The organism is Mycolicibacterium helvum, assembly GCF_010731895.1.
Classification (GTDB): Bacteria; Actinomycetota; Actinomycetes; order Mycobacteriales; family Mycobacteriaceae; genus Mycobacterium; species Mycobacterium helvum.
Map to the genome: position 1 here is coordinate 3,124,290 of NZ_AP022596.1, position 26,050 is coordinate 3,150,339.

General features: G+C 65.8%; 30 protein-coding genes and 1 tRNA gene. 11 read left to right on the plus strand and 20 right to left on the minus strand.

Annotation, left to right across the window (positions count from 1 at the left end; genetic code table 11):
* Positions 1 to 29 precede the first annotated feature (29 nt).
* Complete coding sequence (gene purM, locus G6N38_RS14645) at positions 30 to 1,100, plus strand: phosphoribosylformylglycinamidine cyclo-ligase (RefSeq protein ID WP_163748610.1); 1,071 nt, start codon at positions 30 to 32, stop codon at positions 1,098 to 1,100.
* A 13-nt stretch (positions 1,101 to 1,113) separates the two neighbouring features.
* On the opposite strand, the gene G6N38_RS14650 is transcribed toward purM, so the two are convergent.
* Both G6N38_RS14650 and ygfZ read right to left on the minus strand, forming a co-directional pair.
* A complete protein-coding gene (locus G6N38_RS14650; protein WP_163748612.1) occupies positions 1,114 to 1,299 on the minus strand; it encodes a DUF3073 domain-containing protein in 186 nt (61 codons plus the stop codon).
* Between the two features lie 137 nt (positions 1,300 to 1,436).
* Positions 1,437 to 2,561 (minus strand): CAF17-like 4Fe-4S cluster assembly/insertion protein YgfZ, encoded by a 1,125-nt coding sequence (ygfZ, locus tag G6N38_RS14655; protein WP_163748614.1) that lies wholly within the window; start codon positions 2,559 to 2,561, stop codon positions 1,437 to 1,439.
* Positions 2,562 to 2,626: 65 nt separating this feature from the next.
* Here ygfZ and G6N38_RS14660 point away from each other — a divergent pair, with 65 nt between their 5' ends.
* A complete protein-coding gene (locus G6N38_RS14660) occupies positions 2,627 to 3,490 on the plus strand; it encodes an aminodeoxychorismate lyase (protein WP_246228021.1) in 864 nt (287 codons plus the stop codon).
* A gap of 262 nt (positions 3,491 to 3,752) precedes the next feature.
* Here G6N38_RS14660 and G6N38_RS30380 read toward each other — a convergent pair whose 3' ends face one another.
* The 9 genes from G6N38_RS30380 to lmeA all read right to left on the minus strand — a co-directional run bounded on the left by G6N38_RS30380 (position 3,753) and on the right by lmeA (position 8,369).
* Entirely contained in the window at positions 3,753 to 4,100 is a 348-nt protein-coding gene (locus tag G6N38_RS30380; RefSeq protein ID WP_179968528.1) for a hypothetical protein, read from the minus strand.
* 103 nt (positions 4,101 to 4,203) lie between these two features.
* On the minus strand, positions 4,204 to 4,497 hold the full coding sequence (locus G6N38_RS14670; RefSeq protein ID WP_163748618.1) for a hypothetical protein: 294 nt from the start codon (positions 4,495 to 4,497) through the stop codon (positions 4,204 to 4,206).
* Positions 4,497 to 5,144, minus strand: a complete 648-nt coding sequence (locus tag G6N38_RS14675) for a heme-binding beta-barrel domain-containing protein (RefSeq protein ID WP_163748620.1) — start codon at positions 5,142 to 5,144, stop codon at positions 4,497 to 4,499. Before G6N38_RS14675 ends, G6N38_RS14670 begins: the two co-directional genes overlap by 1 nt.
* A gap of 148 nt (positions 5,145 to 5,292) precedes the next feature.
* The gene (locus G6N38_RS14680) at positions 5,293 to 5,595 is read right to left on the minus strand and encodes a DUF1416 domain-containing protein (RefSeq protein WP_099245571.1); all 303 of its coding nucleotides are present in this window, start codon (positions 5,593 to 5,595) and stop codon (positions 5,293 to 5,295) included.
* A gap of 2 nt (positions 5,596 to 5,597) precedes the next feature.
* The gene (locus G6N38_RS14685; protein WP_163748622.1) at positions 5,598 to 6,431 is read right to left on the minus strand and encodes a sulfurtransferase; all 834 of its coding nucleotides are present in this window, start codon (positions 6,429 to 6,431) and stop codon (positions 5,598 to 5,600) included.
* A 35-nt stretch (positions 6,432 to 6,466) separates the two neighbouring features.
* On the minus strand, positions 6,467 to 6,937 hold the full coding sequence (locus G6N38_RS14690) for a DUF4395 domain-containing protein (RefSeq protein WP_163748624.1): 471 nt from the start codon (positions 6,935 to 6,937) through the stop codon (positions 6,467 to 6,469).
* Between the two features lie 90 nt (positions 6,938 to 7,027).
* Positions 7,028 to 7,129, minus strand: a complete 102-nt coding sequence (locus G6N38_RS31210) for an Ms5788A family Cys-rich leader peptide (protein WP_353619844.1) — start codon at positions 7,127 to 7,129, stop codon at positions 7,028 to 7,030.
* Positions 7,130 to 7,149: 20 nt separating this feature from the next.
* Complete coding sequence (locus G6N38_RS14695) at positions 7,150 to 7,569, minus strand: thioredoxin family protein (protein ID WP_163748626.1); 420 nt, start codon at positions 7,567 to 7,569, stop codon at positions 7,150 to 7,152.
* Positions 7,566 to 8,369 carry a mannan chain length control protein LmeA gene (lmeA, locus tag G6N38_RS14700; protein WP_163748628.1) on the minus strand — a complete coding sequence of 268 codons (804 nt, stop codon included), beginning with the start codon at positions 8,367 to 8,369 and terminating at the stop codon, positions 7,566 to 7,568. The genes G6N38_RS14695 and lmeA overlap by 4 nt, the downstream gene beginning before the upstream one ends.
* A gap of 201 nt (positions 8,370 to 8,570) precedes the next feature.
* On the opposite strand from lmeA, the gene G6N38_RS14705 reads away from it, so the two are divergent.
* The 6 genes from G6N38_RS14705 (at position 8,571) to pstB (ending at position 14,446) form a co-directional block, all read left to right on the plus strand.
* Positions 8,571 to 9,380 carry a winged helix-turn-helix transcriptional regulator gene (locus G6N38_RS14705; RefSeq protein WP_163752019.1) on the plus strand — a complete coding sequence of 270 codons (810 nt, stop codon included), beginning with the start codon at positions 8,571 to 8,573 and terminating at the stop codon, positions 9,378 to 9,380.
* The gene (gene mshD, locus G6N38_RS14710; RefSeq protein ID WP_163748629.1) at positions 9,377 to 10,381 is read left to right on the plus strand and encodes a mycothiol synthase; all 1,005 of its coding nucleotides are present in this window, start codon (positions 9,377 to 9,379) and stop codon (positions 10,379 to 10,381) included. Before G6N38_RS14705 ends, mshD begins: the two co-directional genes overlap by 4 nt.
* A gap of 148 nt (positions 10,382 to 10,529) precedes the next feature.
* Positions 10,530 to 11,648: a phosphate ABC transporter substrate-binding protein PstS gene (pstS, locus tag G6N38_RS14715; protein ID WP_163748632.1), complete on the plus strand. Its 1,119-nt coding sequence runs from the start codon at positions 10,530 to 10,532 to the stop codon at positions 11,646 to 11,648.
* Positions 11,649 to 11,681: 33 nt separating this feature from the next.
* The gene (gene pstC, locus G6N38_RS14720) at positions 11,682 to 12,749 is read left to right on the plus strand and encodes a phosphate ABC transporter permease subunit PstC (protein ID WP_163752020.1); all 1,068 of its coding nucleotides are present in this window, start codon (positions 11,682 to 11,684) and stop codon (positions 12,747 to 12,749) included.
* Positions 12,746 to 13,660, plus strand: a complete 915-nt coding sequence (gene pstA, locus G6N38_RS14725) for a phosphate ABC transporter permease PstA (protein WP_163748634.1) — start codon at positions 12,746 to 12,748, stop codon at positions 13,658 to 13,660. Before pstC ends, pstA begins: the two co-directional genes overlap by 4 nt.
* Before the next feature lie 9 nt (positions 13,661 to 13,669).
* On the plus strand, positions 13,670 to 14,446 hold the full coding sequence (gene pstB, locus G6N38_RS14730) for a phosphate ABC transporter ATP-binding protein PstB (protein ID WP_163748636.1): 777 nt from the start codon (positions 13,670 to 13,672) through the stop codon (positions 14,444 to 14,446).
* Positions 14,447 to 14,512: 66 nt separating this feature from the next.
* Here the strand turns inward: pstB and phoU are convergent, their stop codons facing one another.
* From phoU to G6N38_RS14750, 4 genes are all read right to left on the minus strand, one after another.
* The gene (phoU, locus tag G6N38_RS14735) at positions 14,513 to 15,178 is read right to left on the minus strand and encodes a phosphate signaling complex protein PhoU (RefSeq protein WP_163748638.1); all 666 of its coding nucleotides are present in this window, start codon (positions 15,176 to 15,178) and stop codon (positions 14,513 to 14,515) included.
* A 95-nt stretch (positions 15,179 to 15,273) separates the two neighbouring features.
* Entirely contained in the window at positions 15,274 to 17,277 is a 2,004-nt protein-coding gene (locus G6N38_RS14740; RefSeq protein ID WP_163748640.1) for an LCP family protein, read from the minus strand.
* 236 nt (positions 17,278 to 17,513) lie between these two features.
* Positions 17,514 to 18,647 carry a tRNA dihydrouridine synthase DusB gene (gene dusB, locus G6N38_RS14745; protein WP_163752021.1) on the minus strand — a complete coding sequence of 378 codons (1,134 nt, stop codon included), beginning with the start codon at positions 18,645 to 18,647 and terminating at the stop codon, positions 17,514 to 17,516.
* 26 nt (positions 18,648 to 18,673) lie between these two features.
* On the minus strand, positions 18,674 to 19,669 hold the full coding sequence (locus tag G6N38_RS14750; RefSeq protein WP_163748642.1) for an acyl-ACP desaturase: 996 nt from the start codon (positions 19,667 to 19,669) through the stop codon (positions 18,674 to 18,676).
* Between the two features lie 194 nt (positions 19,670 to 19,863).
* On the opposite strand from G6N38_RS14750, the gene G6N38_RS14755 reads away from it, so the two are divergent.
* Positions 19,864 to 20,331 (plus strand): hypothetical protein, encoded by a 468-nt coding sequence (locus G6N38_RS14755; RefSeq protein WP_163748644.1) that lies wholly within the window; start codon positions 19,864 to 19,866, stop codon positions 20,329 to 20,331.
* Positions 20,332 to 20,510: 179 nt separating this feature from the next.
* Complete coding sequence (locus G6N38_RS14760) at positions 20,511 to 20,981, plus strand: hypothetical protein (RefSeq protein WP_163748646.1); 471 nt, start codon at positions 20,511 to 20,513, stop codon at positions 20,979 to 20,981.
* Here G6N38_RS14760 and G6N38_RS14765 read toward each other — a convergent pair.
* Complete coding sequence (locus G6N38_RS14765; protein WP_163748648.1) at positions 20,963 to 21,559, minus strand: TetR/AcrR family transcriptional regulator; 597 nt, start codon at positions 21,557 to 21,559, stop codon at positions 20,963 to 20,965. The genes G6N38_RS14760 and G6N38_RS14765 overlap by 19 nt on opposite strands.
* A gap of 71 nt (positions 21,560 to 21,630) precedes the next feature.
* Between G6N38_RS14765 and G6N38_RS14770 the strand changes: the two genes are divergently transcribed.
* Positions 21,631 to 22,665 carry an oxygenase MpaB family protein gene (locus G6N38_RS14770; RefSeq protein ID WP_163748650.1) on the plus strand — a complete coding sequence of 345 codons (1,035 nt, stop codon included), beginning with the start codon at positions 21,631 to 21,633 and terminating at the stop codon, positions 22,663 to 22,665.
* Between the two features lie 150 nt (positions 22,666 to 22,815).
* Here the strand turns inward: G6N38_RS14770 and G6N38_RS30245 are convergent, their stop codons facing one another.
* From G6N38_RS30245 to G6N38_RS14785, 4 genes are all read right to left on the minus strand, one after another.
* Positions 22,816 to 22,974 carry a hypothetical protein gene (locus G6N38_RS30245; protein ID WP_170314166.1) on the minus strand — a complete coding sequence of 53 codons (159 nt, stop codon included), beginning with the start codon at positions 22,972 to 22,974 and terminating at the stop codon, positions 22,816 to 22,818.
* 115 nt (positions 22,975 to 23,089) lie between these two features.
* A complete protein-coding gene (locus G6N38_RS14775) occupies positions 23,090 to 24,574 on the minus strand; it encodes a sugar transferase (RefSeq protein ID WP_163748652.1) in 1,485 nt (494 codons plus the stop codon).
* 98 nt (positions 24,575 to 24,672) lie between these two features.
* Positions 24,673 to 25,341, minus strand: coding sequence for a GAF domain-containing protein (locus G6N38_RS14780; RefSeq protein WP_163748654.1), 669 nt, complete (start codon positions 25,339 to 25,341; stop codon positions 24,673 to 24,675).
* A gap of 79 nt (positions 25,342 to 25,420) precedes the next feature.
* Positions 25,421 to 25,490: transfer RNA gene (locus G6N38_RS14785), tRNA-Lys, on the minus strand.
* Positions 25,491 to 26,050: the final 560 nt, after the last annotated feature.

Sequence of the window (26,050 nt, forward strand, 5' to 3'; positions counted from 1 at the left end):
ACGGCTGGGGACCGGTAGCCTTATGCGCGATGACGGAACGCGAGGAAGACAACCACATTTCCTACGCATCGGCCGGGGTGGACATCGAGGCCGGTGACCGCGCGGTCGAGCTGTTCAAGCCGCTGGCGAAGCGGGCCACCAGGCCCGAGGTGCGAGGCGGGCTTGGCGGTTTTGCCGGGCTGTTCGCGCTGCGTGGCGGCTATCGAGAGCCGCTGCTGGCGGCGTCGACCGACGGTGTCGGGACCAAGCTGGCCGTGGCGCAGGCGATGGACAAGCACGACACCGTCGGCCTGGACCTGGTCGCGATGGTCGTCGACGACCTCGTGGTGTGCGGCGCCGAACCCTTGTTCCTGCAGGACTACATCGCGGTCGGTCGCACCGTTCCGGAGCGGGTCGCCGCGATCGTGGCCGGCATCGCCGAGGGCTGCGTGGCGGCCGGTTGTGCGTTGCTGGGTGGGGAGACCGCAGAACACCCGGGGCTGATGGAACCCGATCACTACGACATCTCCGCGACCGGCATCGGTGTCGTCGAGGCCGATGACGTGCTGGGGCCCGAGCGGGTACGCCCTGGTGACGTGATCATCGCAATGGGCTCCTCAGGCCTGCATTCCAACGGTTATTCGCTGGCCCGCAAGGTCCTGCTCGAAATCGACCGGATGAACCTGGCCGGGCATGTCGAGGAGTTCGGCCGCACCCTCGGTGAGGAATTACTCGAACCCACCCGCATCTACGCCAAGGACTGCCTGGCGTTGGCCGCCGAAACGCAGGTCCGCACCTTCTGCCACGTCACGGGCGGCGGGCTTGCAGGCAATCTGGAACGCGTCGTCCCGCACGGCCTGGTCGCCGAACTCGACCGTGGAACCTGGACACCCGCGCCAGTATTCGCCATGATCCAGCAGCGCGGCCGGATCGACCGCGTCGAGATGGAAAAGACGTTCAACATGGGTGTCGGCATGGTCGCCGTTGTCGCGCCGGAGGACACCGACCGCGCACTGGCGATTCTGACTGCACGCCACCTGAACTGCTGGACGTTGGGCACTGTCACCAAAGGGAAGGACGGCCCACGAGCCAAGCTCGTGGGACAGCACCCACGCTTTTAAGAGGGGAGGCGGCTCAAGGCCGCCACTCGTCCTCGTCTGCCCACGAGTCGTCGCCGAACCCGTTCTCGGACTTCTCGGGTTCGCTCCCGCCCGAACCGGCCAGCTCCTTACGGAGCCGATCGACATCGATCTGCGGAGAGCTGTATTTCAGCTCTCGAGCAACCTTGGTCTGCTTTGCCTTTGCCCGGCCGCGGCCCATGGGGGAACCCCCTCGCGCAATAACGGAGCGGCCCGGGATGCAGGCGGCTCCGATCTGTGTATTGGTTATTGTCCTGCCAACACCTTACCGTGCCCGGTTGCGAAGTGCTGGCAGGCCCGTTCGCCGGAGGACGAACGTCACACTGCGCCGCGCCGCAACCGCTCGATGGCCAGCCGGCCGGCTCCCACCGAGTCGGTCGGCGGGAGCGAGTCCGGATCGATTTCAGCCGCCACTTGATGCTCGCCACCCGTGGTCAGCGCGGTATCGGCCGGAATTCCCCGCTTCACCAGAGCCAAGGCGATCGGGCCGAGATCGACGTGATCGACGACGGTGCCGAGCCGCCCGACGACACGCCCACCGGCGAGCAGCGGGTCACCGGTGACGGGACGCTCCCCTGACCCGTCGAGGTGGACCAGGACCAGCATCCGAGGCGGCTTCCCCAAGTTATGGACCCGGGCAACCGTTTCCTGGCCGCGATAGCAGCCCTTGTCGAGGTGCACGGCTCCTTGCCCGGGTGCACCGATCCAGCCGGCCTCGTGCGGGATGGTCCGGTCATCGGTGTCCACCCCGAGCCGGGGTCGCTGCGCGGCGACCCGCTGCGCCTCGTAGGCCCACACGCCGGCGCGACGTACGCCGGCAGCCTCCAGCCGGGCCAGCCAGTCGGCCGCGCTGGCGCGCGGCACCAGCAGGTCGAGTTCGATCTGGCCGGCTTCGGTGGGCACCCGGCGCAGGTAACCAGCCCCGGCGGGCAGGAGCGAAGCGACCGAGGGATCAATCCCGATCGGTACCGCCCTGGACTCGGCTGGCAGTTCGTCGACGCCAAGGGCGGCGAGTACGGCGGGCTCGGCGAGGCGCGGACCGAGCAGTGACAACACGGCAAGGTCGGCGGGTTCGGGGACGACGTCGGACCAGAACACCATCTTGCGTAGGTAGGTCAGCAGCGGTTCGCCGCGCGACGCTTCGGTATCGAGATAGGTGACCCCGTCCAGCTCGGTCTGCACCCAGTGGTCCTCGACGCGCCCCTGCCCGTCGAGGCTGAGGTTCTCAGTGGACGTGCCGTCGGGCAGCTCGCTGACGTGTTGCGTCGAAATCGAATGCAGCCAGCTGCGCCGGTCGGCTCCGGTCAGCGTGAGCACGGCACGGTTGGACCGATCCACCACGACGGCGTCGTGGGCGGCAGAGCGTTGCTCGCCGAACGGATCGCCGTAATGCCAGACCGTGCCGGCGTCGGGGGAGCTGGCGGGGGCGGGAACGGCTGACACACATCAACTCTACGGGGCTGCCAGTACGCTGTGACCTCATGCTTGGCATGCCTACCCACCCATCGGTGGTCGTCACACTCGACGGCGAGGTGCATGATCCGGGCCAGCCGCTGCTGTTCGCCGACGACCTGGCCGCCGTGCGTGGCGACGGCGTGTTCGAGACGCTGCTGATCCGCGACGGCCGTGCCTGTCTGGTGGAAGCCCACCTGTACCGGTTGGTCCAGTCAGCCAAGATGATGGGCCTGCCCGAGCCGGACCTGCCGGCCTGGCGGCGCGCCATCGGCATCGCGGTCGGGCAATGGACGGCAGCCGCCACTGGCGAGGGCGCCCTGCGACTGGTCTACAGCCGCGGCCGGGAGAGCGGCACCACCCCGACGGCTTACCTGACAGTCAACCCCGTGCCGGAGCGGGTCGCCGCCACCCGCCGCGACGGAATCGCCGTGGTGCTGCTCGATCGTGGACTGCCCGCCACCGGGGTGGACTCCATGCCCTGGCTGGTGGCCGGCGCTAAGACGTTGTCATATGCGGTCAACATGGCCGCACTGCGCTATGGCGCCGAAAAGGGCGCCGGGGACGTCATTTTCGTCAGTTCCGATGGGTATCTGCTTGAGGGCCCGCGCTCGACGGTGGTGGTCGCCGCCGATGACGGCTCGGGCGGGACATGCTTTCTCACCCCGCCGCCGTGGTATCCGATTCTGCGCGGAACCACCCAGCAAGCCCTGTTCCAGGTTGCCCGCGACAAGGGCTATGACTGTGACTATCGCGCGCTGAGGGCGTCGGATTTGACTGCTGCCCAGGGGGTTTGGCTGGTGTCCAGCATGACGCTGGCGGCCCGGGTGCACACTCTCGATGGTCAACCACTGCCACCTACCCGGCTGGCCGCCGACGTCGCCGCGCTGGTGGACGCGGCGATCGTTTGCGATCGCTGACCGCGAAAAACTCTTGGCACACCCCGGTGGGCGCGGGTACGGTCGGCCGTACACAGGGAAGGAGGTGGTCCGGAAAATTGATAGCTTTTAGGACATGTGAGGTGGCTGCCAGCTAGCAGCACCAGGTGCGGTGGAATCACTTGCGCCCTGCGCGCGCTGGCGAATTCCCGGCAGCTACCCGGCCCCCGAGCTCCTGGTTTGTCCAACCAGGGATAACGGCTCGGGGGCCGACCCATTTCTGCAGACTGCTTGCGTGACGCCGTCAGTGCTGCGGTGGCGGCGTGGGCGCTAGCGACGCGCACGCCTGTAGCCCCTTGTCCCACACGGATTGATCGATCCCCGGCGGTGCCGGTAGCTGGCCACCGCCCGGTCCGCCCTGCGGCGGTGGTCCGCCCGGCTGACCGCCGTGCCCACCGGGACCACCTTGCGGCGGCGGGCCCTGAGGCGGTGCAGGCACACCGTTTTCGGTCATGCATGTGACGAACGGGTCATTGGGACCACCCGGATTGCCCGGCGCGGCCTCGCTCACCGGTGAGCAGGCCATCACCGTGCCGATCAGGGCGGCCCCCGCTGCGGTCACGGCCGCAGCAGATAGCGGTCGCAGAATCATCGTGATCTCCTTGTTCGAAGCGAAACCCGACCGTATGCAGCCCGCGTGGGTGCGGATTAGCACCGGGCTATGCGGTCGCTGTGAGCACCCCGAACCGCGGTGTCTAGCTCGCCGGCCCTGGCTCCAGCGGTGAGCACGCCTTCCTTGCCTGGTCCCAGAGACCGGGGTCGACACCGGCGGGTGGGCCGAGAACGGCGGGGCCGGCCGAGTCGGGCACGCCGTGCTGGTGCAGGCACTGCGCCAGTGATCCATGCTCGGCCGGACTGGTGCCGGTGGTGGCGCTTGTGGTGCTCGGCGCCGGACTGATCACCGTCGGCTGTGACGGGCTCGGTGCCGGTGCGCAGCCGGCGAGGATCGCGGTGGCCGCCGCGGCGGCCACCAATACGCGGCTGCGCATCAGCCGACGTGTCGCGTCAGCCGTGCGGACAGATGCGGAACCAGGCCGCCGTCGGCATCGACGCGCTCCTCGACGTAGGCGAGATCACCGCCCTCGACGATCCCGTAGAGCCGTTTGGCGCCACCCACCAGCACACCGGACTTGCTGCGCGCCAGGGCATCGGTCACCAGCTCCCACGACGACTGGGTGAGCGGCTGGCCGTAGAACAACTCCACGTAGCCGGCCGAATGGGCCAGCAACAGCTCGATGGCCTGCGACTCGCCCGGGTCGGCCGGGTCATCGACGAACCGCCAGAAGCCGGTCTCCCGTAGGCCAGGTGAGTGGTACTCGCCGCCTTCATCGAGGCGCCAGGACCGGGCGTCCCAGTTCAGATAGTCGCCGCCGTCGTGCGAAACGATGATCTGTTGCCCGAAGCGGTAGTCGCCCGCCGGCCCCCGGCCTTCGCCCTCGCCGCGCCACACTCCGACCAGCGGTAGTAAGGCCAGCAATGCGTCGTGCAGGTTGGCGCCCAGACGCAGATTGGCGGTGTCGGCGGGCAGCGGCAGGTCATCGAAGACCGGTATGTTTCGGCCGGCCGTCTCCCTGGCACGTTCGACTGCCGCGGCTACCGCGCGATCACCGCTACCGGAGGCGTCCTCGGAACTCACGACTCGTCGGTGATCAGTCGGTAGAGCGCGTACAACGCGAACCAGGTGATCAGCACGACCGTTGCGACCAGAAGGATCTCGTAGAAAAGAACCACGATCGTCAGTCTATCCGGGGCTCGGGCGGGTTACCGCCCGAGCCTCCCGGAGACTACGCAACCTTGATATCAACCTCGTGGATGCCGGCTCCCGACGGTGCCACGGTGGCGTCGCCGTTGCCCACCTTGGACAGCGCACGGACCGTCCAGGTACCCGGCGCGGCGAAGAACCGGAAATCGCCGGTTGCCGAGGCAACCACCTCAGCGGTGAACTCGTCGCTGGAGTCCAGCAGGCGCACGAACGCGCCCGCCACCGTCTGACCGGAGTCGTCGACGACGCGCCCCGTGATCACGGTCTCCTTCTCCAGGTCGACACCGGCAGGCAGGGTCTGTCCTTGTTTAGGTGCAGAGCACATGATCAACTTCCCAACTCGATCGGGGCCCCCACTAGGGAGCCGTATTCGGTCCAACTACCGTCGTAGTTCTTGACGTTCTTGTGCCCCAACAGTTCCTGCAGCACGAACCAGGTGTGCGACGACCGCTCACCGATGCGGCAATAGGCGATGGTCTCCTTCTCGCCGTCCAAGCCCGCTGCCGCGTAAAGCTTCGCCAGGTCCTCATCGGACTTGAAGGTGCCGTCCTCGTTGGCAGCCTTGCTCCACGGCACGCTGATGGCGGTGGGGATGTGGCCGGCCCGCTGGCTCTGCTCCTGCGGCAGGTGGGCGGGCGCGAGGATCTTGCCGGAGAACTCGTCGGGGGAGCGGACGTCGACCAGGTTCTTCTCGCCGATGGCGGCGATCACCTCGTCGCGGAACGCGCGGATGTTGTTGTCGGGCGCCTTGGCCGAGTACGACGTGGCGGCACGGGTAGGCACCTCCGTCACCAGCGGGCGTCCGTCGAGCTCCCACTTCTTGCGGCCACCGTCGAGCAGCTTGACGTTCTCGTGGCCGTACAGCTTGAAGTACCAGTACGCGTACGCGGCGAACCAGTTGTTGTTGCCGCCGTACAGGATCACCGTGTCGTCGTTGCTGATTCCCTTGTCGGACAACAACTTCGAGAACTGCTGCTGGTCGACGAAGTCACGCTTGACCTGGTCCTGCAGCTCGGTCTTCCAGTCCAGCCTGACGGCGCCGGCGATGTGGCCGCCTTCGTAAGCCGAGGTGTCCTCATCGACCTCGACGAACACGGTGTTCGGCGCGTCGAGATTGCCCTCGGCCCAGTCGGTAGAGACCAGGACGTCGGAACGTGCCATGAATATGGTTCCTTTCGGTTGCGTGTGAAGAAGGCTCAGGGGTTGGCAGCGACGGGCCGCAGCCGCGCCACGAGTGGGTAGAGCTGGCAGCCGAGGCAGATGCCGAAGGCTGCATTCAGAAACGCGGCGAACAGAGCGAAGGCCGTGGCGATGACGCCCAGCAGCGGCACGCCGAACGCGAAGCCGGCCACGCCGACGACGGCGAACACCAGCCCCACCAACTGTGCGAACTTCAACGGCGGTACGGGTTCCCGTTCGGAGACGGGGCTGAGCCGCGGGGCCACTAGCTTGGCGAAGATCAGACCGTACGGGTGCTGACGCGGCCCGCGCAGCGCGCCGATCGCGAATACGACGGCCTGCAGCGCCAGCAGGACCGCCGCGGCGATCTGGCTGAACCCCGAGACGGCCAGTACCGCGATCAGGACGGCGGTGGTGACCCAGGCCGCGAAGCGGGGCCCACGTACGTCCACCTGCGCGGGGTCGGTGGTGTTGTTTCTCGTCGACATTCATCTACTCCTGTTGCTCATTCGGGCTGGACGGAGGCAAGCCGCACACGGCCGCTCCAGAGTGGCGGCGCGAAAGAAAGGCGCGGCTACTCAGCAGCTACAGCAACAACAGCAACAACCCGCGACGCGGCACAGATCAACTGCGCGACGCTTGGTGAGCGATAGCTCGAGGCGGGCCGACACGCCAGACATGCTACCCAATAACCAGGGTCTCAGGCCAACAGAGGTTGCAGCGCCGAGCGCAGGTCAGCGGCCTTGGGAACCCCTGCTGTGCGGTATCGCTGGCGGCCGGTCGCATCGAAGATGAACGTCGTCGGCAATGACATCACCGAAAGCTTGCGTGCGGCAGCCGGATTGGCATCCATATCGATCTCGACGTGAGCTACCTCACCCATGTCGGTACAGACCTGGTTGACCACCCTGCGCACCCCTGCGCAGGGTCCGCACCATACTGCGCTGAAATGCACGATCGTCGGCCCGGTCGAGGAAAGGCCCAGGTCACTGACGTCGACATCGAGCTGTTCGGCTTCGCGCACGACGCCCGAACGACGGGCGTGCAGCACGCCCGCGACGCCGGCCACGCCCAATGCGGCGGCGATGGCGACGATCGCGGTGACAAATGCAGGGGTCATGACTGTGTGAACCCGTCGAGCCGGACGATTACTCCCTCGGTTATGCCTTCGATGATGATGTCCGACCCGCGGGCACCTTCGGTGGTGGGGCGCACCCCGAACGGCAGCTTCTGATCCGGCAGGTTGCCGCTGAACGCCGCTAACACCGCCGGCTTCTTATCGTCGGGCACCGCCCGATCAGCTGTGCCCGGGCCGGTCTGCACGTCCGTGGCGGTGAAGACCAGCGTGGTCTGGTCCGCGCCGCCGATCGACAGGTCGACCGCGACGCTGACCGGCTTGTCGACGCCGGCCTTGGTCGGCGTTCCGGTGAACACCAGCCCCTTGCTACCGGAGATACCCGACTCGGTGGTGCCGCCGGTGGCGTCGTTGGTCTCTTTCGACGGGGCCTCCACCATCAGGTCCTTGATCCCCATGAACCTGCCGAGATGGCCGGAGTCGATGATGATGCGGCTCTCCAGTTTGCCGACCGGCAGATTCGCGTCCGGCCTGATCAGCCACGATGCCTCGGTGAGGTCGATGTTGTGCAGGGTGGCTTCCAGTGATGCCCTGCCGACCACCGGGTGCTCCACCCCGTTGGCCTTGATCTCGATCTCGTTGAAATGGTGCCGGGCGGCCTGACGGATGAACGGGAAGCCCAGGATCGCCACCGATGGGTCGAACGAGAGTCCCGCGGCAGCCCGGACGGTGCGTGCCAGCCGGTATTCGGCGTAGATAGTCGCCCCGAAATCTGCGCCGACTGCCCCGACGACGACGGCGATGACCGCGGCCCCCAGAGTGATCAGCAGCTTTCGCACCTGCATATTCTGGCCCACCATCGCTCGGGAGCCACCGCCGCGCACCCCTTGGGTAGCGGGGCCAACCCGCCAGATCGGCTAAATAGCAGGTAGCGGGTTAAAGTTAGATGACCCATGGTCGGGTAACGGCCATATGTCGCCCATGAGTCTGGTGGGTCAACGCGACGGCGCTGTCGGCGATGAGTATCCAGGGCATTGGAGAGTGTGTTGGACCTGCTACTTCTCACAGTCGACCCGCATCCGGAATCGGTGCTGCCGTCGCTGGCGCTGTTGGCGCACACCGTGCGGTCCGCGCCTACCGAGGTGTCGTCGCTGCTGGAAGCGGGCACCGCGGATGTGGCGATCGTCGACGCGCGGACCGATCTGGCCGCCGCGCGTGGCCTGTGCCGGCTGCTCGGGACCACCGGCACCTCGGTCCCCGTGGTGGCCGTCGTCAACGAAGGCGGTCTGGTCGCGGTCAACATGGACTGGGGCCTCGACGAGATCCTGCTGCCCAGCACCGGCCCGGCCGAGATCGATGCCCGGCTGCGCCTGCTCGTCGGTCGGCGCGGAGGCATGGCCAGCCAGGAGAGCGCGGGCAAGGTCAGCCTCGGTGAACTGGTCATCGACGAAGGCACCTACACCGCGCGGCTGCGTGGTCGCCCCCTTGACCTGACCTACAAGGAATTCGAGCTACTGAAGTACCTCGCGCAGCACGCCGGGCGGGTGTTCACTCGCGCGCAATTGCTGCAGGAGGTCTGGGGTTACGACTTCTTCGGCGGCACCCGCACCGTCGACGTGCACGTACGGCGATTGCGCGCCAAACTCGGCCCGGAATATGAGTCGCTGATCGGGACCGTCCGCAACGTCGGCTACAAGGCGGTGCGCCCGGCTCGGGGACGTCCTGCCGCGGCCGAGCCGGAATACACCGAGGACGACGAGGAGGACGGCTTCGACGACGGCGAGGACGTCATCTCGGACGGGGTGCGCAACCCAGTGCGGTCCGGAACCCTGTCCCACCCGCTTCGCAGTCAGTGACGGCGCCGCGCTGGCGCACCGCCCTGACCCCGGTCGAGCAGGAGCAGGTGCGCGCCGTGATCGAGGCCGCCACCCGTAATGACGGTGTCGCGCCGGTCGGCGAGCAGGTGCTGCGCGAGCTGCCGCTTGATCGCACCAGGCATCTGATCGCCGCTGACGGCGAGGCCGTGGTCGGTTATCTCAATCTGACACCGGGCCGCGATGACGCCGACGCGATGGGCGAACTCGTCGTCCACCCCGACGCCCGTCGTCACGGTATCGGGACGGCGCTGCTGCGGGCTGCCGCCAACGACGCCGACGGTGCGGTGCGGTTCTGGGCGCACGGCACCCTGCCCGTGGCCCGAGCGGTGGCCGATGCGCTCGGGATGGCCGTGGTTCGTGAACTGATGCAGATGCGCCGGACGCTGCGCGATGTGCCCGAACTCGTTGTGCCCGAGGGCATCAGCATTCGCACCTACCGGGGCGCGTCCGACGATGCCGAGCTGTTGCGGGTCAATAACGCCGCTTTCGCGTGGCATCCCGAACAAGGGGGCTGGCAGGAATCCGACCTCGATGAGCGACGCGGCGAATCGTGGTTCGATCCCGAGGGCCTGTTTTTGGCCGTCGATGACGACACTGACGCCCTCCTGGGTTTCCATTGGACGAAGGTCCATGCCGACCAGTCCGGGCTCGGCGAGGTGTATGTCGTCGGTGTGGACCCTGCCGCGCAGGGGCGCGGTCTGGGCCGGGTTCTGACCGTGGTGGGGCTACAGCACCTGGCTGGGAAGTTGACCGCCCAGGATCAGCCGGAAGACATTCCCGGGTCGCTGCGCTCCTGCCCGCCGGGAGACATTCCCGGGTCGCTGCGCTCCTGCCCGCCGGAGGTCATGCTCTACGTCGAGGCTGACAACACCGCGGCCGTGAAAACCTATGAGCGACTGGGCTTTGCTGTGTCCAGCGTCGACACCGCATACCGCCCCGCCTTGGCAGCGAATATTCACGCCGGCGGCACTTGCGGCTAGTTAGCGGCATTTCGCAATACTGCGTTCATCGACCTGTTCACCTTCCGTTCATATTCCGGGTGGGTTCCGTCCACTCCGAACGCCTAACTTCCGGGGTGGTGCATGCGCCCTACCGGGGCGAACGGGGCAACTGGAGAAAGTGGGATAGGTGAATCTGAACAGGTTTGGCAAGGCGTTCTTTGTGACCGTGTCAGCAACGGCCATCGCGGGCCTGACGCTCACCGCCTGCGGGAGCGACAACAATGCCGGAACGTCGTCGTCGACCAATGCGTCCGGCTCGTCCGCCGACTGCGGTGGCAAGAATGCCCTGACCGGCGAGGGCTCGACCGCGCAGCAGAACGCCATCGCGGTGTTCAACCAGGTGTGGGGCCAGAAGTGCCCGGGCAAGAACCTCTCCTACAACCCGACCGGCTCGGGCGCGGGTGTCACGCAGTTCATCGCCGGCCAGGTCGATTTCGCCGGCTCCGACTCGGCGCTGAACAAGGATCAGGTGGACCCCGCCGCCAAGCGCTGCGCCGGTAACCCGGCCTGGAACCTGCCGCTGGTCTTCGGTCCCGTCGCGCTGGGCTACAACCTGCCGGGTGTCGACAAGCTAGTGGTCAACGCCGACGTGCTCGCCAAGATCTTCACCGGTGCCGTCACCAACTGGAACGATCCGGCGATCGCCGCGCTGAACAGTGGTGTCTCGCTGCCTGACCAGAAGATCACCCCGATCTACCGCTCGGACTCCTCAGGCACCACCGATAACTTCCAGAAGTACTTGGGCGCCGCTGCTCCGCAGACCTGGACCAAGGGTGCGGGCAAGGAGTTCCAGGGCGGCGCCGGGGAAGGCGCGCAGAAGACCGCCGGCGTGGTGCAGGCTGTGCAGGCCACTCCGGGTGCGATCGGCTACGTCGAGAAGGGCTTCGCCGACCAGGCCAAGCTGACGGTCGCTCAGATCGACAACGGTGGCGGACCCGTCGCGCTGACCGACGACACCGCCAAGGCGGCGATCGACTCCGCGAAGATCTCGGGTACCGGCAACGATCTGGTCCTGGACCTGAACGCCCTGTACTCCACCAAGGCCGCCGGCGCCTACCCGCTGATGCTGGCGACCTACGAGATCGTCTGCTCGAAGGGCTACGACGCCGACACCTCCGCAGCGGTCAAGTCGTTCCTGACCGTGGCGGCCAACGACGGCCAGGCGGGACTCCCGGCGGCCGGTTACGTCCCGCTGCCTGACGCGTTCAAGCAGCGGCTCCTGACCGCCGTCAAAGCAATTCAGTAACAGCGCTGGCGAGGCAGGTCGATTGCGGTGACGATGGAGAGATCAGTGAGCGATGGGGTGGATGTGACCCAAGACGTACCCGGACCTAATCCAGCAGACGCTGGATCCGGAGAGGTTGTGGCCGCACCCTTCCCTGACAAGCCTTCGATCCCGACGAATCCGTCCGGAAGCGCCAAGGTGCGACTCGGCGACCGGATCTTCCGAGGGTTGTCCGAAGGTTCCGGCATTCTCGTCATCGCGCTGATCGCCGCGATCGGCCTGTTCCTCGTCTGGCGTGCGGTACCGGCGCTGGGGCGTAACGACGCGAACTTCTTCACCTACGGCGGCAACTGGGTCACCACCGATACCGCCCACATGAAGTTCGGCATCCTGGATCTGCTGCAGGTGACGGTGTTCGTCTCCCTGTTCGCATTGGTCCTGGCCATGCCGGTCGCGCTGGGTATCGCGATCTTCCTGACGCAGTACGCCCCACGCCGGGTGTCCGGGCCGTTGGGCTACATGGTGGATCTATTGGCCGCGGTGCCGTCCATCATTTACGGCGTCTGGGGCCTGTACGTGCTGGCCCCGGTAATCAAGCCGTTCGCGATGTGGCTCAACGGCAATCTCAGCTGGATTTTCCTGTTCGACACCGGAAATGCGTCGGTGGCCGGCGGCGGAACGATCTTCACCGCAGGGATCGTGCTGGCGGTGATGATCCTGCCGATCATCACCGCGGTCAGTCGTGAGGTGTTCGTCCAGACGCCACGCGGGCAGATCGAGGCGGCGCTGGCGCTCGGCGCCACCCGCTGGGAAGTGGTCAGGACCACGGTCCTGCCGTTCGGGCTGTCCGGTTACATCAGCGGTGCGATGCTCGGCCTGGGCCGCGCGCTGGGTGAGACGATCGCACTGCTGATCATCCTGCGCGGCACGCAGAAGGCGTTCGGCTGGTCGCTTTTCGACGCTGGCTATACCTTCGCCAGCAAGATCGCCTCGGCCGCTTCGGAATTCAATGACGAGTACAAGGCAGGGGCGTATATCGCCGCCGGCCTGGTGCTGTTCATCCTGACGTTCGTGGTCAACTCGGCAGCCCGCGCCGCGGTGGCCGGAAGGGGTGCCCGATGACCTCGACTCTGGACCAGCCGGTCAAGGCGCCCACGTTCCAGGCGGTCAGCCTGCGGCGCAAGCTGACCAACAACGCCGCCACCGTTTTGGTGACGCTGTCGGTGGCGATCGCTGTGGTGCCGCTGATCTGGGTGCTGTACTCGGTGGTCACCAAGGGCTTGAGCGTTGTTCTGGACAGCACGTGGTGGATGAACTCCCAGGCCGGAATGACGGCCTTCGCGGCTGGTGGCGGCGTCTACCACGCCCTGGTGGGCACCGTGCTGCAAGGCCTTTTCTGCGCGGTGATCTCGATTCCGGTCGGCGTCTTCGTCGGCATCTATCTGGTCGAGTACGGCGGCGGCACCAGGCTGGGCAAGCTCACCACGTTCATGGTGGACATCCTCACCGGTGTGCCCTCGATCGTGGCGGCACTGTTCATCTACGCCCTGTGGGTTGCCACGCTTGGTTTCCAGCGCTCCGGTTTTGCGGTGTCACTGGCCCTGGTGTTGCTGATGATCCCGGTGATCGTGCGCTCCACCGAGGAGATGCTGCGGATCGTTCCGATGGACCTGCGTGAGGCCAGCTACGCGCTCGGCGTTCCGAAGTGGAAAACCATTGCCCGCATTGTCATTCCGACCGCGCTGTCGGGCATCGTCACCGGAATCATGCTGGCGCTGGCCCGAGTCATGGGGGAGACGGCACCGCTGCTGATCCTGGTCGGGTACTCGCAGGCGATGAACTTCGACATGTTCAACGGTTTCATGGGCTCGCTGCCCGGCATGATGTACGACCAGACCTCGGCCGGTGCGGGCGCCAATCCTGTTCCGACCGATCGGCTCTGGGGCGCGGCGCTGACATTGATCGTGCTCATCGCGGTCCTCAACATCGGCGCTCGTTTCATCGCCAAATTCTTTGCCCCGAAAAAGGTTTAGGAGACTTCGATGGCCAAACGGCTAGATCTCAAAGACGTCAACATCTACTACGGCTCGTTCCACGCCGTCGCCGACGTGTCGATGGCGGTGCCGCCGCGCAGCGTGACCGCGTTCATCGGGCCCTCGGGCTGTGGCAAATCCACGGTGCTGCGCACGCTCAACCGCATGCACGAGGTCATCCCTGGTGCCCGGGTCGAGGGTTCGGTTTTACTCGACGGTGAGGACATCTACGCCTCCGGGGTCGACCCGGTGGGCGTTCGCAAGACCATCGGCATGGTCTTTCAGCGCCCGAATCCGTTCCCCACCATGTCGATTCGTGACAACGTGGTGGCCGGTCTGAGGCTGCAGGGTGTCCGCAACCGCAAGGTACTCGACGAGACCTGCGAGCGCTCACTCAAGGGCGCCAACCTGTGGAACGAGGTCAAGGACCGGCTCGAGAAGCCCGGCGGCGGCCTGTCCGGCGGTCAGCAGCAGCGGCTGTGTATCGCCCGTGCCATCGCCGTTCAGCCCGACGTCCTGCTGATGGACGAGCCCTGTTCGGCGCTGGACCCGATCTCCACGCTGGCCATCGAGGATCTGATCTCCGAACTCAAGCAGGAGTTCACCATCGTCATCGTCACCCACAACATGCAGCAGGCCGCGCGGGTCAGCGATCAGACTGCGTTCTTCAACTTGGAGGCCACCGGCAAGCCAGGGCGCCTGGTCGAGATCGACGACACCGAGAAGATCTTCTCCAACCCGAGCCAGAAGGCCACCGAGGACTACATTTCCGGGCGGTTCGGCTAGGCCACCTACAGCACCAAAAACCCGGTATCGCTCAGCGATACCGGGTTTTTGGTGTGAGGCGAATCCTCAGTAGGTCGCGATTTCCTCTTCTTCGGGCAGCCGGCCGGTCACCTGGAAGATCACTCGTCGGGCGATCTCCACGGCGTGATCGGCGAAGCGCTCGTAGAACCGGCCCAGCAGCGTGACGTCCACCGCTGCCGCCACGCCGTGCTTCCACTCCCGATCCATCAGCACGGTGAACAGATGCCGGTGCAGGTCGTCCATCGCGTCGTCTTCCTCGCGGATGCGGCGAGCCTTCTCCGGATCCCGGGACAGCAGTACTTCGCGGGCGCTGTTGCCCAATTCGACTGCAACACGGCCCATTTCAGCGAAGTAGCCGTTCACTTCCTCGGGCAGTGCATGCTGCGGGTGACGGCGACGGGCGATCTTGGCGACGTGCAGTGCCAGCGCTCCCATCCGGTCGACGTCGGCGACGATCTGAATCGAGCTGACGATGGCCCGCAGATCGCCGGCCACCGGCGCCTGCAGCGCAAGCAGCACGAAGGCCGCTTCCTCTGCCCGGGCGCTGGCCGCCGAGATCTGGTCGTGGTCGGTGATGACCTGCTCGGCAAGCACCAGGTCTGCTTGCAGCAGCGACTGGGTCGCCCGTTCCATCGCAAGCCCGGCCAAGCGGCACATGTCGGCCAGCTGATTGGTCAGAGCATCGAGTTGCTCGTGGTACGCGGTGCGCATGGCATTCACCCTACTTTCTGCGTGCGCGCTGAGTATGCCCAGGCGGGGTGAACGAACGGTGAATGAAAGCAAACGCCCGCCATGCCCCGCCCGGCTTACTCGCAGGTGACGTCCGCGGCGTTGGTAACCGTCAGGTCTTCGGGCAACTCGGTCGGGGTGCTCTTGGAATTGTGGCTCACGTGCACGCTGACCGTCGATCCGCTCGGCGGCGGCGCTCCGACGGCGCTGAAGTCGGGTCCGAGCACCACCTGGACGGTGTTCTTCAGGCCGTCCACCCGCTCCATCTGTGCGGTGGGGAACGCTGCGGCGACGGTGGCGGCGGCCTGCTCGTTGCCCGCCGAGAACATCACCGTCGTTGTGGTGACGGTGCCGCCTGAATAGTCCTCGGGGTCCAGCACATGGAAACCGTGTTCGCGCAATGCGGCCGCGGTGGTGGCGCCCAGCCCGTCCCGGCCGGTGGAATTGGAGACCCGCACGCTGATGTCATGCGGATCGGTTGTCACCGCGTTGACCAATTCGGTCTGTGTCCCGTCGGCAGACTGCTGGACGGGGTTGGGCTTAGCGGCCTGAAGTGTCTTCTGCGCCGCGGTCATCGGGCTCGTCGTCGCGTTGGTGTCGTTCTCACCGGGCAGTGGGTCATCGTTGATGATCGCGTCGAACAACCCCCGGATGTCCTCGGTGCGCGGTTGCTCGTTGCCGTCGGCGTCGGTGATTCCCGTAGTCGGGACGGTGACGAAGGTGATCCGACCGGCGTTGACGCCCTGCAGGGACTGCCCGAGATCGACGAGATCCTTGGTCCGGACGTTGTCCACGTAGGTGTCATCGATGAACATGTTCACCACGTTATTGAGCTTGCTCAGGCTGAACAGCGTGTCCTTGGAGATGATCGAGCGCAGCAGCGAGGACAGGAACAGCTGCTGGCGCTTGATCCGGCCGTAGTCACCGTTGACTTCGGTGGTGACCTGGCGGGCGCGGACATAGTTCAGTGCGGTGCGCCCGTCGAGCGTCTGATGCCCGGCACTGGCGAGCACCGTGCCCAGCTCGTAGTCGGATAGCGGGGTGGTGCTGCAGACGTCAACCCCGCCCAGCGCGTCGACCATCTTCGAGAAGCCGGTGAAGTCGACCGCCATGAATCGGTTGATCGACAGCCCTGACATCTTCTGGATGACCTTCACCAGGCACTTCGGCCCGCCATATGCGTACGCCGAGTTCAGTTTCGTCTCGGTATAGCGGTAGTCGTCGCTCGTCTGACCGGTGTACTTGTCGACGACCGGGCCGTATTTACCGCTGTCGGGGTCCCAGGCCTGGCAGTAGGCCGGGGTGATGGCGAGGTCGCGGGGGAAGGACACCACGACGACGCGTTTACGGTCGGCGGGGATATTGACCAGCATCACGGTGTCGGACCGGGCACCGTCGGCGTCCGCTGTGGTACCGGCACCGATCTCCCCGTTGGCGCCGGTGCGGCTGTCGACCCCGACGATCAGGAAGTTCTCGTCGCCGAACTGCGCGTTGGGATCGAGGATGTCGCGCGAGTCGGGATCCAGCGCCGCGACATTGCGCAGCAGATCGTTCTTGGTGGACTGCCACTGCCAGGCACCGCCGGTCAACACGAGAGCGGACACCGCGAACAGCGCCGCCGCGGACCGGCCGGCCAACAGGACCGGCTTGAACGCCTTGGTCCTCTTTTTCTTGGTGTCCTTCGGCGCGGGCGCAGCAGCCGGGTTGGGGTCGGCCACGAGGGGGCCCCTGGCCCGGTTGAGCGCCTCGAGGTCGGGAACTTCGTCGGCGTAGGCGGCGATGACCACCGGAATGGGCACGGTGGGATCGGCGGAGTCGTCGGCGGCCGGCGGCGTTTCGGTGCGGTGGCGAGTGGGCTCGATGGTCGGTGTGGAGCCGGAAAGCTTGGCGATAAGGTCGGCGACGGTCACGCCCTGGGCGTGGTTGCCGCCCGGCGCGGATGTGTCCGGCGCGCGGTGCGAGGGTGCAGGTGCGCGCTCCCAGGGCGCGGCTCCGGCGCCCGATTGGGGTGCCCGGGTCACCCGCTCACCCTCGTCGGGGGCGCGGTGCTGGCCAGGAGTGGCGTTGCCGCCGTCACTCATGTTCCAGTCGCCTCCGACTCTGATGCGGTCCAGCGCGTCGACGCGCTCATAAATTCCGGTGCGGTTGTCTCGTCACCTCGGCCGGGCGCCGATGCGCGGCCGTCTCAACCGTCCCATGTCTTGTAGCAGCACTTGGTGGAGGTTCGCCACTCCAGTGGGTCACACGACAAGATCATCATCGTACTGAGACAACCCCGCTGACCGCTAGCGCGCCCAGATGTCGAGACCGTCTCGGTTCAGCCTCCGGAGTTCATGACGTCGGCCCCCGCCGGCACGGTGCAGTCATCCGGGTCGTCGAGCCAGCCCTCGGGGAGCGTGACGGACGACGGGGATCCCTGACGCCCGCGCGGCCCGGTGGCGGCCATCGGGAACGGGACGTCGCGATCGAGTTGGTCGAGCAGGATGTCCAGCTCGGCCAGCGTCTTGACCAGTGCCAATGCCCGTCTGATCTCAGCGCCGGCCGGGAAGCCGTGCAGGTACCAGGCGATGTGCTTGCGGATATCCCGCATGCCCTTGTCCTCACCGAAGTGATCGGCCAGCAGTTCGCCGTGGCGGCGGACGATATCGGTGACTTCACCCAGGGTCGGTGGAGTCGGGGTGGGCGAGCCGGTGAACGCCGCCGACAGTTCGGCGAACAGCCATGGCCGCCCCAGGCATCCGCGGCCGATGACGACTCCGTCACACCCCGTCGACGCCATCATCGCTAAGGCGTCGTTGGCCTCGAAGATATCGCCGTTTCCGAGCACCGGAATCGTCGTCACAGCCTCTTTGAGGCGTCCGATCTGCTCCCAGTCGGCGGTTCCCGAATAGCGCTGAGCAGCGGTTCGCGCGTGTAGTGCCACCGCGGCGGCACCTTCTTGCTCGGCGATCCGGCCGGCATCCAGGTGAGTGCGATGGGCGTCGTCGATCCCGATCCGGAACTTCACCGTCACAGGGACCGAGGTGCCTTCGGTGGCGCGGACCGCGGCGGCCACGATCTGGCCGAAGAGGCGCCGCTTGTAGGGCAGGGCCGCGCCGCCACCGCGTCGGGTGACCTTGGGCACCGGGCAGCCGAAGTTCATGTCGATGTGGTCGGCGAGGTCCTCGGTGACGATCATCCGGGCGGCCTCGTAGGTGGTGGCCGGGTCCACGGTGTAGAGCTGCAGCGAACGGGGTGACTCCGTTGGGGCGAACGTCGTCATATGCATGGTGACGGGATGACGCTCGACGAGCGCCCGGGCCGTGACCATCTCGCACACGTAGAGCCCGCTGACCGTTCCGGCTCGGGCTTCTTCGAGTTCGCGGCACAGGGTGCGGAACGCGACGTTGGTGACACCGGCCATGGGTGCCAAGACAACCGGGCTGCGGAGGGCGAAGGGCCCGATCCGCAGCCCGGAGGCAGTCTGTGTGGTGTCGACTATGTCGCCGCCCCGGCCAATGCCTTGGCGCTGCGCTTCTCGGCGAGCTTCGCGTCGCGCTCCAGCTTGCGGACCTTTGCCTCTTCGAACTTGTCGCAGGTCTCTTCGAGCTCCTTGAGCAGCACGGCCAGATCGTCACGCATCCGGGCGGCTTCGCCGGTGAAGTCGTCGCGCTCGAAGATGCGCCACTTCTTCAGCACCGGCATCACGACGTCATCGAGGTGGATGCGCGGGTCATAGACGCCGCCCATGGCGATGATGACGGCCTTGCGCCGGAAGTCCGGGACGGTATAGCCGGGCATCTTGAAGTTGCGCAGCACCCGGTGCAACGACGTCATTGCCTGGTTCGGGGCAACGTCGAAGCCGGCCTCACTGACATCGCGGTAGAAGATCATGTGCAGGTTCTCGTCGTTGGAGATCCTGGCCAGCAATTGCTCCGCGACTGGGTCGTTGCAGGCCTTGCCGGTGTTGCGATGCGACACCCGGGTGGCCAGCTCTTGGAAGCTGACGTACATGACGGAGTCGAACAGGCTCTCGGCGAACAGGTCGCCCTGCTGGTTCTGGCCGGGCGAGAAGCCGCGGGTCATCTGCTCCACGCGCAGCTCTTCAAGCTCGACCGGATCGCAGTTGCGGGTGACCACCAGGTAGTCACGGATCGAGATCCCGTGCCGGTTCTCTTCGGCGGTCCACCGGTTGACCCAATAGCCCCAGGGGCCGTCCATGGAGAAGTTCATCGCGATTTCGCGGTGATAGGCGGGCAGGTTGTCCTCGGTCAGGAGGTTCTGCACCATCGCCGTGCGGGCGACCTCGGAGAGCTTGGACTGGTCAGGATCCCAGTCCTGACCGCCGAGGGCGTAGTAGTTCCTGCCGTCCGACCACGGGATGTAGTCGTGGGGGTTCCAGTCCTTCGCCATTGTGAGGTGGCGGTTGATGAGCTTCTCCGCTACCGGTTCCAGCTCGCGCAGGAGATCGAGGTCGGTCAGGTCTTGCGACATGAACCCTCCAGTTATCTGTTCCTTGTGGTAGCAGTCAATATATCTGTGTATCCCGGTGACATTCAAGTTCTCGGCTGTCGGCATGTCGTTCCGGTTCCGGCGACATGGACGGCGCGCTAAGCTGCCCTTGGGATGAGTGGGGGCGAACTTGCCCCGTGGCGGGGGGAAATATGAAGCGTCTCTTGGTGTCTGGCATGACAGCCCTGGCGGGTGGGGTGATCGCGGCGACGTCTTTCGGCAGTGGATTGGCGGCGGCGGGTCCGGATTTTTCGGGGATGACCTACGGACAGGCAGTCGAGAAGATCTCAAGCTGGGGCTCTAAGGCAGTTATTGCCAGTGTCGTCGGGGATCAGCTTGCTATGAACGATTGCGTGGTGACCAGCGGATCGAAGGCCACTAACTTGGATTCAAGTGGGCGGTCTCGGGGTAGCGAGTTCCTGCTGCATCTGAACTGCAATCAAGCGCTGGCAGCGCCAGGCAAGCCGGGCAATTCTGTTGCAACCCCGGAGGGCCGAAAAGTGCATAAAGACATGGTCGCCATCGCGTATATCAACGAGCACCCTGACAACTGCGATTCGGCGGTTAGCTGGTGTCAGTCGCTCTGCGACAAGTACCCCGGTTCGTGTTCGAACGATCTCTTGAATCACTTGGCAGCGTCCTAGGCCGCGTTCGACACGTGCGAACTGCCTAGGCAGGTAGTTCACAGCGGCCCGGTAAAGCGAGGGCCGCTCTGCTGCTGCCCTGCGGACTCCAGCGAGGCGGAGTACCATTTGCGCACTGATGCCACCAGCATTTGGTACGCAAATGCACAGGCAACGCACATGTCCGGAGGTCGTGAGACGTGAAGAAGCAATTAGCCATCTGCATGGGGGCTGTTGGTGCGGCGGCGGCATCGTTCGCGTTGCTTGGTTCCGGCGTCGCGTCGGCGACCAACGAATATGTGGGGATGACGTACGCGGACGCGTCGCAGCAGATCAGCGGCGCGGGCCAGTCGGCAACGATCGCGACCCGCGTTGGCAGCTTCCTGCCCACGGACCAGTGCATCGTCACCGGATCACGCACTGCCGACTTCCTCGACTCCAGTGGCACGAACGCTGGCGGCCGGGTATTGCTCTATCTGAACTGCAACAACACGTTCGCGACTGCCGGCGTGCCGGGCAATTCGGTCGGCAGCCCCGAAGGCCGTGCGGCCCGGTCCGCCTATGAGCAGAAGGTCGCCGAGGCGCAGGCCGAGCAGCAGCAAAGCGAGTCTGCCGAACTGGACCAGACCGGCAACGTTCCGGGTGAGGCGGGTCAGGTCGCAGGCGGATAACTCGCCGTGCGGTTGAGAAGCAGTTCGACGCAGTAGTCGATGAACTGCTCGCGGGAAGCCACCAGTCGGCCGTCCAGGTAGGCGGTGAACAGCGCGGTAAGCGCACCGATCAGGCCGGTGGCCATCATTTTCTGCAGTACCGGATCGTCGATCGCGGTCAGCTTGCTCTGCAGTAGGTCGATGAAACTCGGCATCCATTCCGCACCGGAGTGGATCAGCACGGCTTCCACCTGCGGCGCCAACAACAACACGCGACCCCGCACCGGATCGTCGACCATGAGGGCCACGAACCTCTCGACCGCCTGACGCGGCGTACTCGCCGACATCAGCGCCGTCATCGCGCGATTGCACACGTCGTCATAGACGGCCCGGACGAATTCGTCCCGGTCTGGAAAGCTCTCGTAGAAATACCGCTCGGTCAAGCCGGCATGCCTGCAGACCGCGCGCACCGTCAGCGCCGGGCCGCCCGCGCTGCCGAGCAGGGTCACCCCGGCGGCGACCAGCTCGTCGCGGCGCAGCGCCTGACGGTCCGGCAGAGGGACGCCCGACCAGCGGCCCCGTCGTTGACCCGACGTCACATCGCTCCTAAGCTCGTGATGACAACGCGTGTAGTCAAAAGTATCCCGCACGCCATTGGGAAGGTCACCAGTTGAGCCAAGATACGTCCGACGTGTGCCCCGTCACCAGCGAAGGCGCGCAGGCGGCCCCTGGTTGCCCGGTGACCGGGGGAACGTATGACGCCCCGCCCGACGTGCTCGGCCCCGACTCGCTGACGTGGAAGTACTTCGGCGACTGGCGCGGCCTGCTGCAGGGGCCGTGGGCCGGTTCGATGCAGAACATGCATCCTCAGCTCGGCGCCGCGGTCGAGGAGCACTCGATCTTCTTCATCGAGCGTTTGCCGCGCCTGCTGCGATCGCTCTATCCGATCGGCGGCGTGGTGTTCGACGGCGACCGGGCGCCGATTACCGGCGCTGAGGTGCGCGACTACCACATCCCGATCAAAGGTGTTGACGCCCAAGGACGTCGGTACAGCGCGCTGAACCCCGACGTCTTTTATTGGGCGCACTCAACGTTTTTCATGGGAACCGTCCTGACGGCCGAGTACTTCGGCGACGGACTCACTGAAGACCAGAAGCGCCAGCTGTTCGACGAGCACGTCACCTGGTATCGGATGTACGGCATGAGCATGCGCCCAGTCCCTGGCAGCTGGGAAGAGTTCCAGATCTACTGGGATCACATGTGTCGCAATGTTCTGGAGAACAACTGGGCCACCCGGCAGGTCCTCGACCTGTCCACGATGCCCAAACATCCTTCCCTGCAGTGGATTCCCGATTTCCTGTGGTCGGCCTACCTCAAGGCGCTCGGGCCGTTCGCGGTCTGGGTGACGGTAGGCCTCTACGACCAGCCGGTCCGCGACTTGATGGGCTACACGTGGTCGAAGCGCGATGAGCGCTTGCACTGGCTGTTCGGCCGGTCCGCCAATCTGGCATTCAAGCTGCTACCGAAACGGCGCCGGATGCACCCACGCGCGCGTGCCGGATGGGACCGGGCCACCGGCAGGATTGCGGCCGATGCTCCGTTGATCCACACCCCTGCGCGCAACCTGCCGCCAGCGGGGGAGCGGGACAAGGGGATTCACTATCTGGGTGGAGTTTGCCCGGCCGAGTCCGCGCCCTCGGGGTAGCCCGCTCGAGCGGGTGATCGATGTGCTGCCTTCTGAGCCCGCATCAGCAACCTCCGCGTCGGCGTCCGTGATCCTTGCCGGCGCAATTCTCTCGAGCGGGCTTACTTCTGTCGGATCGGGACTGCGGTGGCCGTCGTAATGACGTAGGCGTCAAATGCTCTGTGGGGCAGCCAAACCCCAACACATCACCGCGTACGACGCGGCAAAAGCGATGTCGTCGACGTCTTCTTCACTGCCGCCGATGCGCCGAACTTGGTCGGCGATGGCGTAACGAATGACGTCGGTCGATGTGAGCAAGGGGTGACTCATGGCTACTCCTGTGGCGCGGGTGAATCGGGACTCTCAGCTCCCCCAATGCGTTAGCTGTCCTTTACCCACTCGGGGTATATCCCACACGCCAGCTAACCCCGTTGTTACCAAACCTTTATTCGGCCCGCCGCAGGACGGCCGGGATGGTCAGCGCAAGTATCTTCAGGTCGAGAGCGAGCGACCAGTTCTCGATGTAGTAGTTGTCCCATTCGGCGCGATCGGCGATGGATGACTGTCCGCGCAACCCGTGCACCTGGGCCCAGCCGGTGACACCGGCTCGCACTCGATGACGCTCGCCGTAACGCTGGATTTGTGCCTCGAACAGCTCCACGAACTCCGGCCGCTCCGGTCGTGGGCCCACCAGGCTCATCTCCCCGCGGAGCACGTTGATCAACTGTGGCAGTTCGTCGAGCGATGTGGCGCGCAAGATTCTGCCGATCTTGGTGCGCCGGTCGACGCCTTCCACACCGCCGGGTGCCGCTCCGGTTTTCAGCTGGAATGCGGTATCGGAGGCGTCGGAAGCCCGCATCGAACGGAACTTGAGGCATCCGAAAACCCGTCCGTCGCGGCCGACTCGCGGCTGGCTGAAGAAGATCGGGCCCGGCGAACTCAGTTTCACGAGCAGCACCAGGGTCACGAACACCGGCGAGATCAACAGCAGCAGGAAGGCTGCCATCACCCGGTCGAAGACGTGCTTGACGAGGAACTGCCATCCCCGGGGATCGGTGTGGGGCAATGCGAGCAGCGGTGTGCCGCCCACATGCTCGATCCGCGCGCGCTCGCCGATCGTGTCGAACATTCGCGGTACGACCCAGACGCGCAGGCCGTTTTGATGAGCTGTCCGGACCACATGGGTGAGCACCTGGTCCTGCGTGCGGGAGAACGCGATCACGACGTTCTGAGCGCCGGTCAGCCGGATTGCCTGGTCGATGTTCTCCGGTGGCCCCAGCCAGGGGAGGTTGGGGCGCGGATCGCCCGGCCGGCCGAACCACGGCTCGGCGTCGACGATGCCGACCGGGGCCAGTCCGTATTCGGGGAACTCCTCCAAGCGGTTGATGATGTGTCCGGCGACGCGGCCGTTGCCGACGATGAGGGTCGGTGCGACGAGGTGACGATGTCGCCGCAAGCTCCGCTGGATGATCACCCGGACCAGCCGTCCGAATGGCATGAGCACCGCGGCGCAGAACCAGATCTTCAGCACTGTCGCGCCCGGCCGGCCAGTGTCGTAAACGATCAGCATGCCGCTGAGTAAGAACATCGATGCGATGGAGACCGTCGCCTCGATGGGCCCGATCTCGTCGAGAAACTCCCGTTTGAGACGCCGCCGATAGGCCCCCCGCATGGCGAGCATGGCGATCACCACGGGCACATAGAGAAGGGTCATCCAGAGGCCGGGTGAATAGATATGGGTCGACATCGCCCATCGCGCGCCGATGATCGTCGCAACCGAGGCTGACAGCACGTCGATCGAGACGGTGATGATGGTGCTCAGCGGGTCGGTGCGCACCAGCTCGGAAAACGTCTTCCGGTGCACCGGCTGCGTGCCACTACCTAGCGGCGACGCCGGCTGATTCTCAAGGTGAAGGATCCGTATCGCCATGATCCGCTCACTTCACCTGCCGAACCACATCGCGGACGCTACCCGGTTTTGCTACCCGCCGAGTCATCTATCCCCCGTGTCGCGAACATTGGCAAACATCAGACGTTGCGCGGGTCGGCGAGTAGCCTCCGGCGCGCGACGTCGGCGAGATCATTGAGGATCTGGACCTGGCCACTGGACCAATGCCGCGGGCGAGTATCCCAGGTGCACAGCGTCCCAGTCACATAACCCTTGTTGTCGATCAACGGAATTCCGGCGTACGCGAGCACCCCGCCGTTGCGCACCGCCGGATGATCCGACAGCAGGGGATGTGCCCTGGTGTCATCGACGATAAGTGGCTCCCCGCTCGCCACGGTGAATTTGCAGATCGACATCTCGAGCGGCGCGACCCGCGGCTGCACTTCGTCGCTCGCGTTGGATCCCGCCAGAACCTGCCGGTCGGGGTAGACGATGGACACCGCCGCCATCGGGGTGCCAAGAGCCTCGGCGACCAATACCGCGACGCGATCAAGTGTCGAGCTGCGGGTGTCGTCGTAATTTCCGAGGCGCTCAACAGACTCCAGGCGCGCGGGATCGGATACCGCGTCTTCGACGATCGCATCGACCGCACTCTGCTCGCCGGACAACAGGTCGACGACGGCGCGCACTGTCTGGTCGTGTTCGGGCCCGGCCAGTCGAGCGATCACGTGTCGGCCGGTGGTTCGGTCGACGCCACGGCGCGGACCTCGTCCAGCGCTGTCCGCGGGTTGCGGCGCCGTGTCGTTCATGCCGTTCACGATAGGTCACCCCAGGCGGAGACGGGTGATCTCGGAAAGGTCGGCTCCCGAGGAGATTTCCTCGATGCGCTGGTGCCCCCACCAGGGCTCGAACCTGGGACCTGCGGATTAAAAGTCCGTTGAACTGACCCTTGTCCGGCCGTCACTTAGCGACGCAGCGTGATCACCGTCCGGCTGGATGGCCCAGCGCGTCCGGTTCCAACAGGTGTGTATCGAGAATGCTTCGATACAGCGAACTCGCGGCGGTCGTCGGCGCGAAGCCGTTGCGGCTCTCGGCCTTTGGCGTGCGCTTTGCCCGAATACCCGGGCAGGCCTACCTACCGCGTTGCAGCCCGGCGCGATGGGCTGCACGTCGCTCGCCGTGAGTGAACGACCGCGCTCAGCTCCTCGTTCGGCTGCTGGCCGAGCGCGGCCATGAGATCGCGAGGACACCCCGCGGGAGGACATGTCCAGCCACGCCGACTTGATCGTGGAACGGATGCGGATCGGCCGACAGGCAGCGAAAATGCACGTCACCGGCAACAACGTCAAGCGGCCAGCTTGACCACATCGCCCCCGGACCGTCGACCAGCACCACGCGAAAACAGTCCTGAACCCCCGCCGCCACGAGTGCTACCACCGCCGCCTGACTGGCCGCAGCACTGCCGCGAAAGCCCAATTCTGGGCATCTGCTGTGCCATACCTGGGGAGAATCTGCAAA

Coding starts and splice junctions, on each gene's coding strand:
- G6N38_RS14670 (WP_163748618.1), bottom strand. CDS start 4,497: ATGCGCAGCCGCGTATTGGTGGCCGCCGCGGCGGCCACCGCGATCCTC.
- G6N38_RS14650 (WP_163748612.1), bottom strand. CDS start 1,299: ATGGGCCGCGGCCGGGCAAAGGCAAAGCAGACCAAGGTTGCTCGAGAG.
- G6N38_RS30380 (WP_179968528.1), bottom strand. CDS start 4,100: ATGATTCTGCGACCGCTATCTGCTGCGGCCGTGACCGCAGCGGGGGCC.
- G6N38_RS30245 (WP_170314166.1), bottom strand. CDS start 22,974: ATGAGTCACCCCTTGCTCACATCGACCGACGTCATTCGTTACGCCATC.
- G6N38_RS14690 (WP_163748624.1), bottom strand. CDS start 6,937: ATGTCGACGAGAAACAACACCACCGACCCCGCGCAGGTGGACGTACGT.
- pstB (WP_163748636.1), top strand. CDS start 13,670: ATGGCCAAACGGCTAGATCTCAAAGACGTCAACATCTACTACGGCTCG.
- pstA (WP_163748634.1), top strand. CDS start 12,746: ATGACCTCGACTCTGGACCAGCCGGTCAAGGCGCCCACGTTCCAGGCG.
- G6N38_RS14775 (WP_163748652.1), bottom strand. CDS start 24,574: ATGGCGATACGGATCCTTCACCTTGAGAATCAGCCGGCGTCGCCGCTA.
- pstC (WP_163752020.1), top strand. CDS start 11,682: ATGGAGAGATCAGTGAGCGATGGGGTGGATGTGACCCAAGACGTACCC.
- G6N38_RS14680 (WP_099245571.1), bottom strand. CDS start 5,595: ATGTGCTCTGCACCTAAACAAGGACAGACCCTGCCTGCCGGTGTCGAC.
- G6N38_RS14685 (WP_163748622.1), bottom strand. CDS start 6,431: ATGGCACGTTCCGACGTCCTGGTCTCTACCGACTGGGCCGAGGGCAAT.
- phoU (WP_163748638.1), bottom strand. CDS start 15,178: ATGCGCACCGCGTACCACGAGCAACTCGATGCTCTGACCAATCAGCTG.
- G6N38_RS31210 (WP_353619844.1), bottom strand. CDS start 7,129: ATGTCTGGCGTGTCGGCCCGCCTCGAGCTATCGCTCACCAAGCGTCGC.
- G6N38_RS14750 (WP_163748642.1), bottom strand. CDS start 19,669: ATGTCGCAAGACCTGACCGACCTCGATCTCCTGCGCGAGCTGGAACCG.
- lmeA (WP_163748628.1), bottom strand. CDS start 8,369: ATGCAGGTGCGAAAGCTGCTGATCACTCTGGGGGCCGCGGTCATCGCC.
- G6N38_RS14695 (WP_163748626.1), bottom strand. CDS start 7,569: ATGACCCCTGCATTTGTCACCGCGATCGTCGCCATCGCCGCCGCATTG.
- G6N38_RS14780 (WP_163748654.1), bottom strand. CDS start 25,341: ATGAACGACACGGCGCCGCAACCCGCGGACAGCGCTGGACGAGGTCCG.
- purM (WP_163748610.1), top strand. CDS start 30: ATGACGGAACGCGAGGAAGACAACCACATTTCCTACGCATCGGCCGGG.
- G6N38_RS14755 (WP_163748644.1), top strand. CDS start 19,864: ATGACAGCCCTGGCGGGTGGGGTGATCGCGGCGACGTCTTTCGGCAGT.
- G6N38_RS14740 (WP_163748640.1), bottom strand. CDS start 17,277: ATGAGTGACGGCGGCAACGCCACTCCTGGCCAGCACCGCGCCCCCGAC.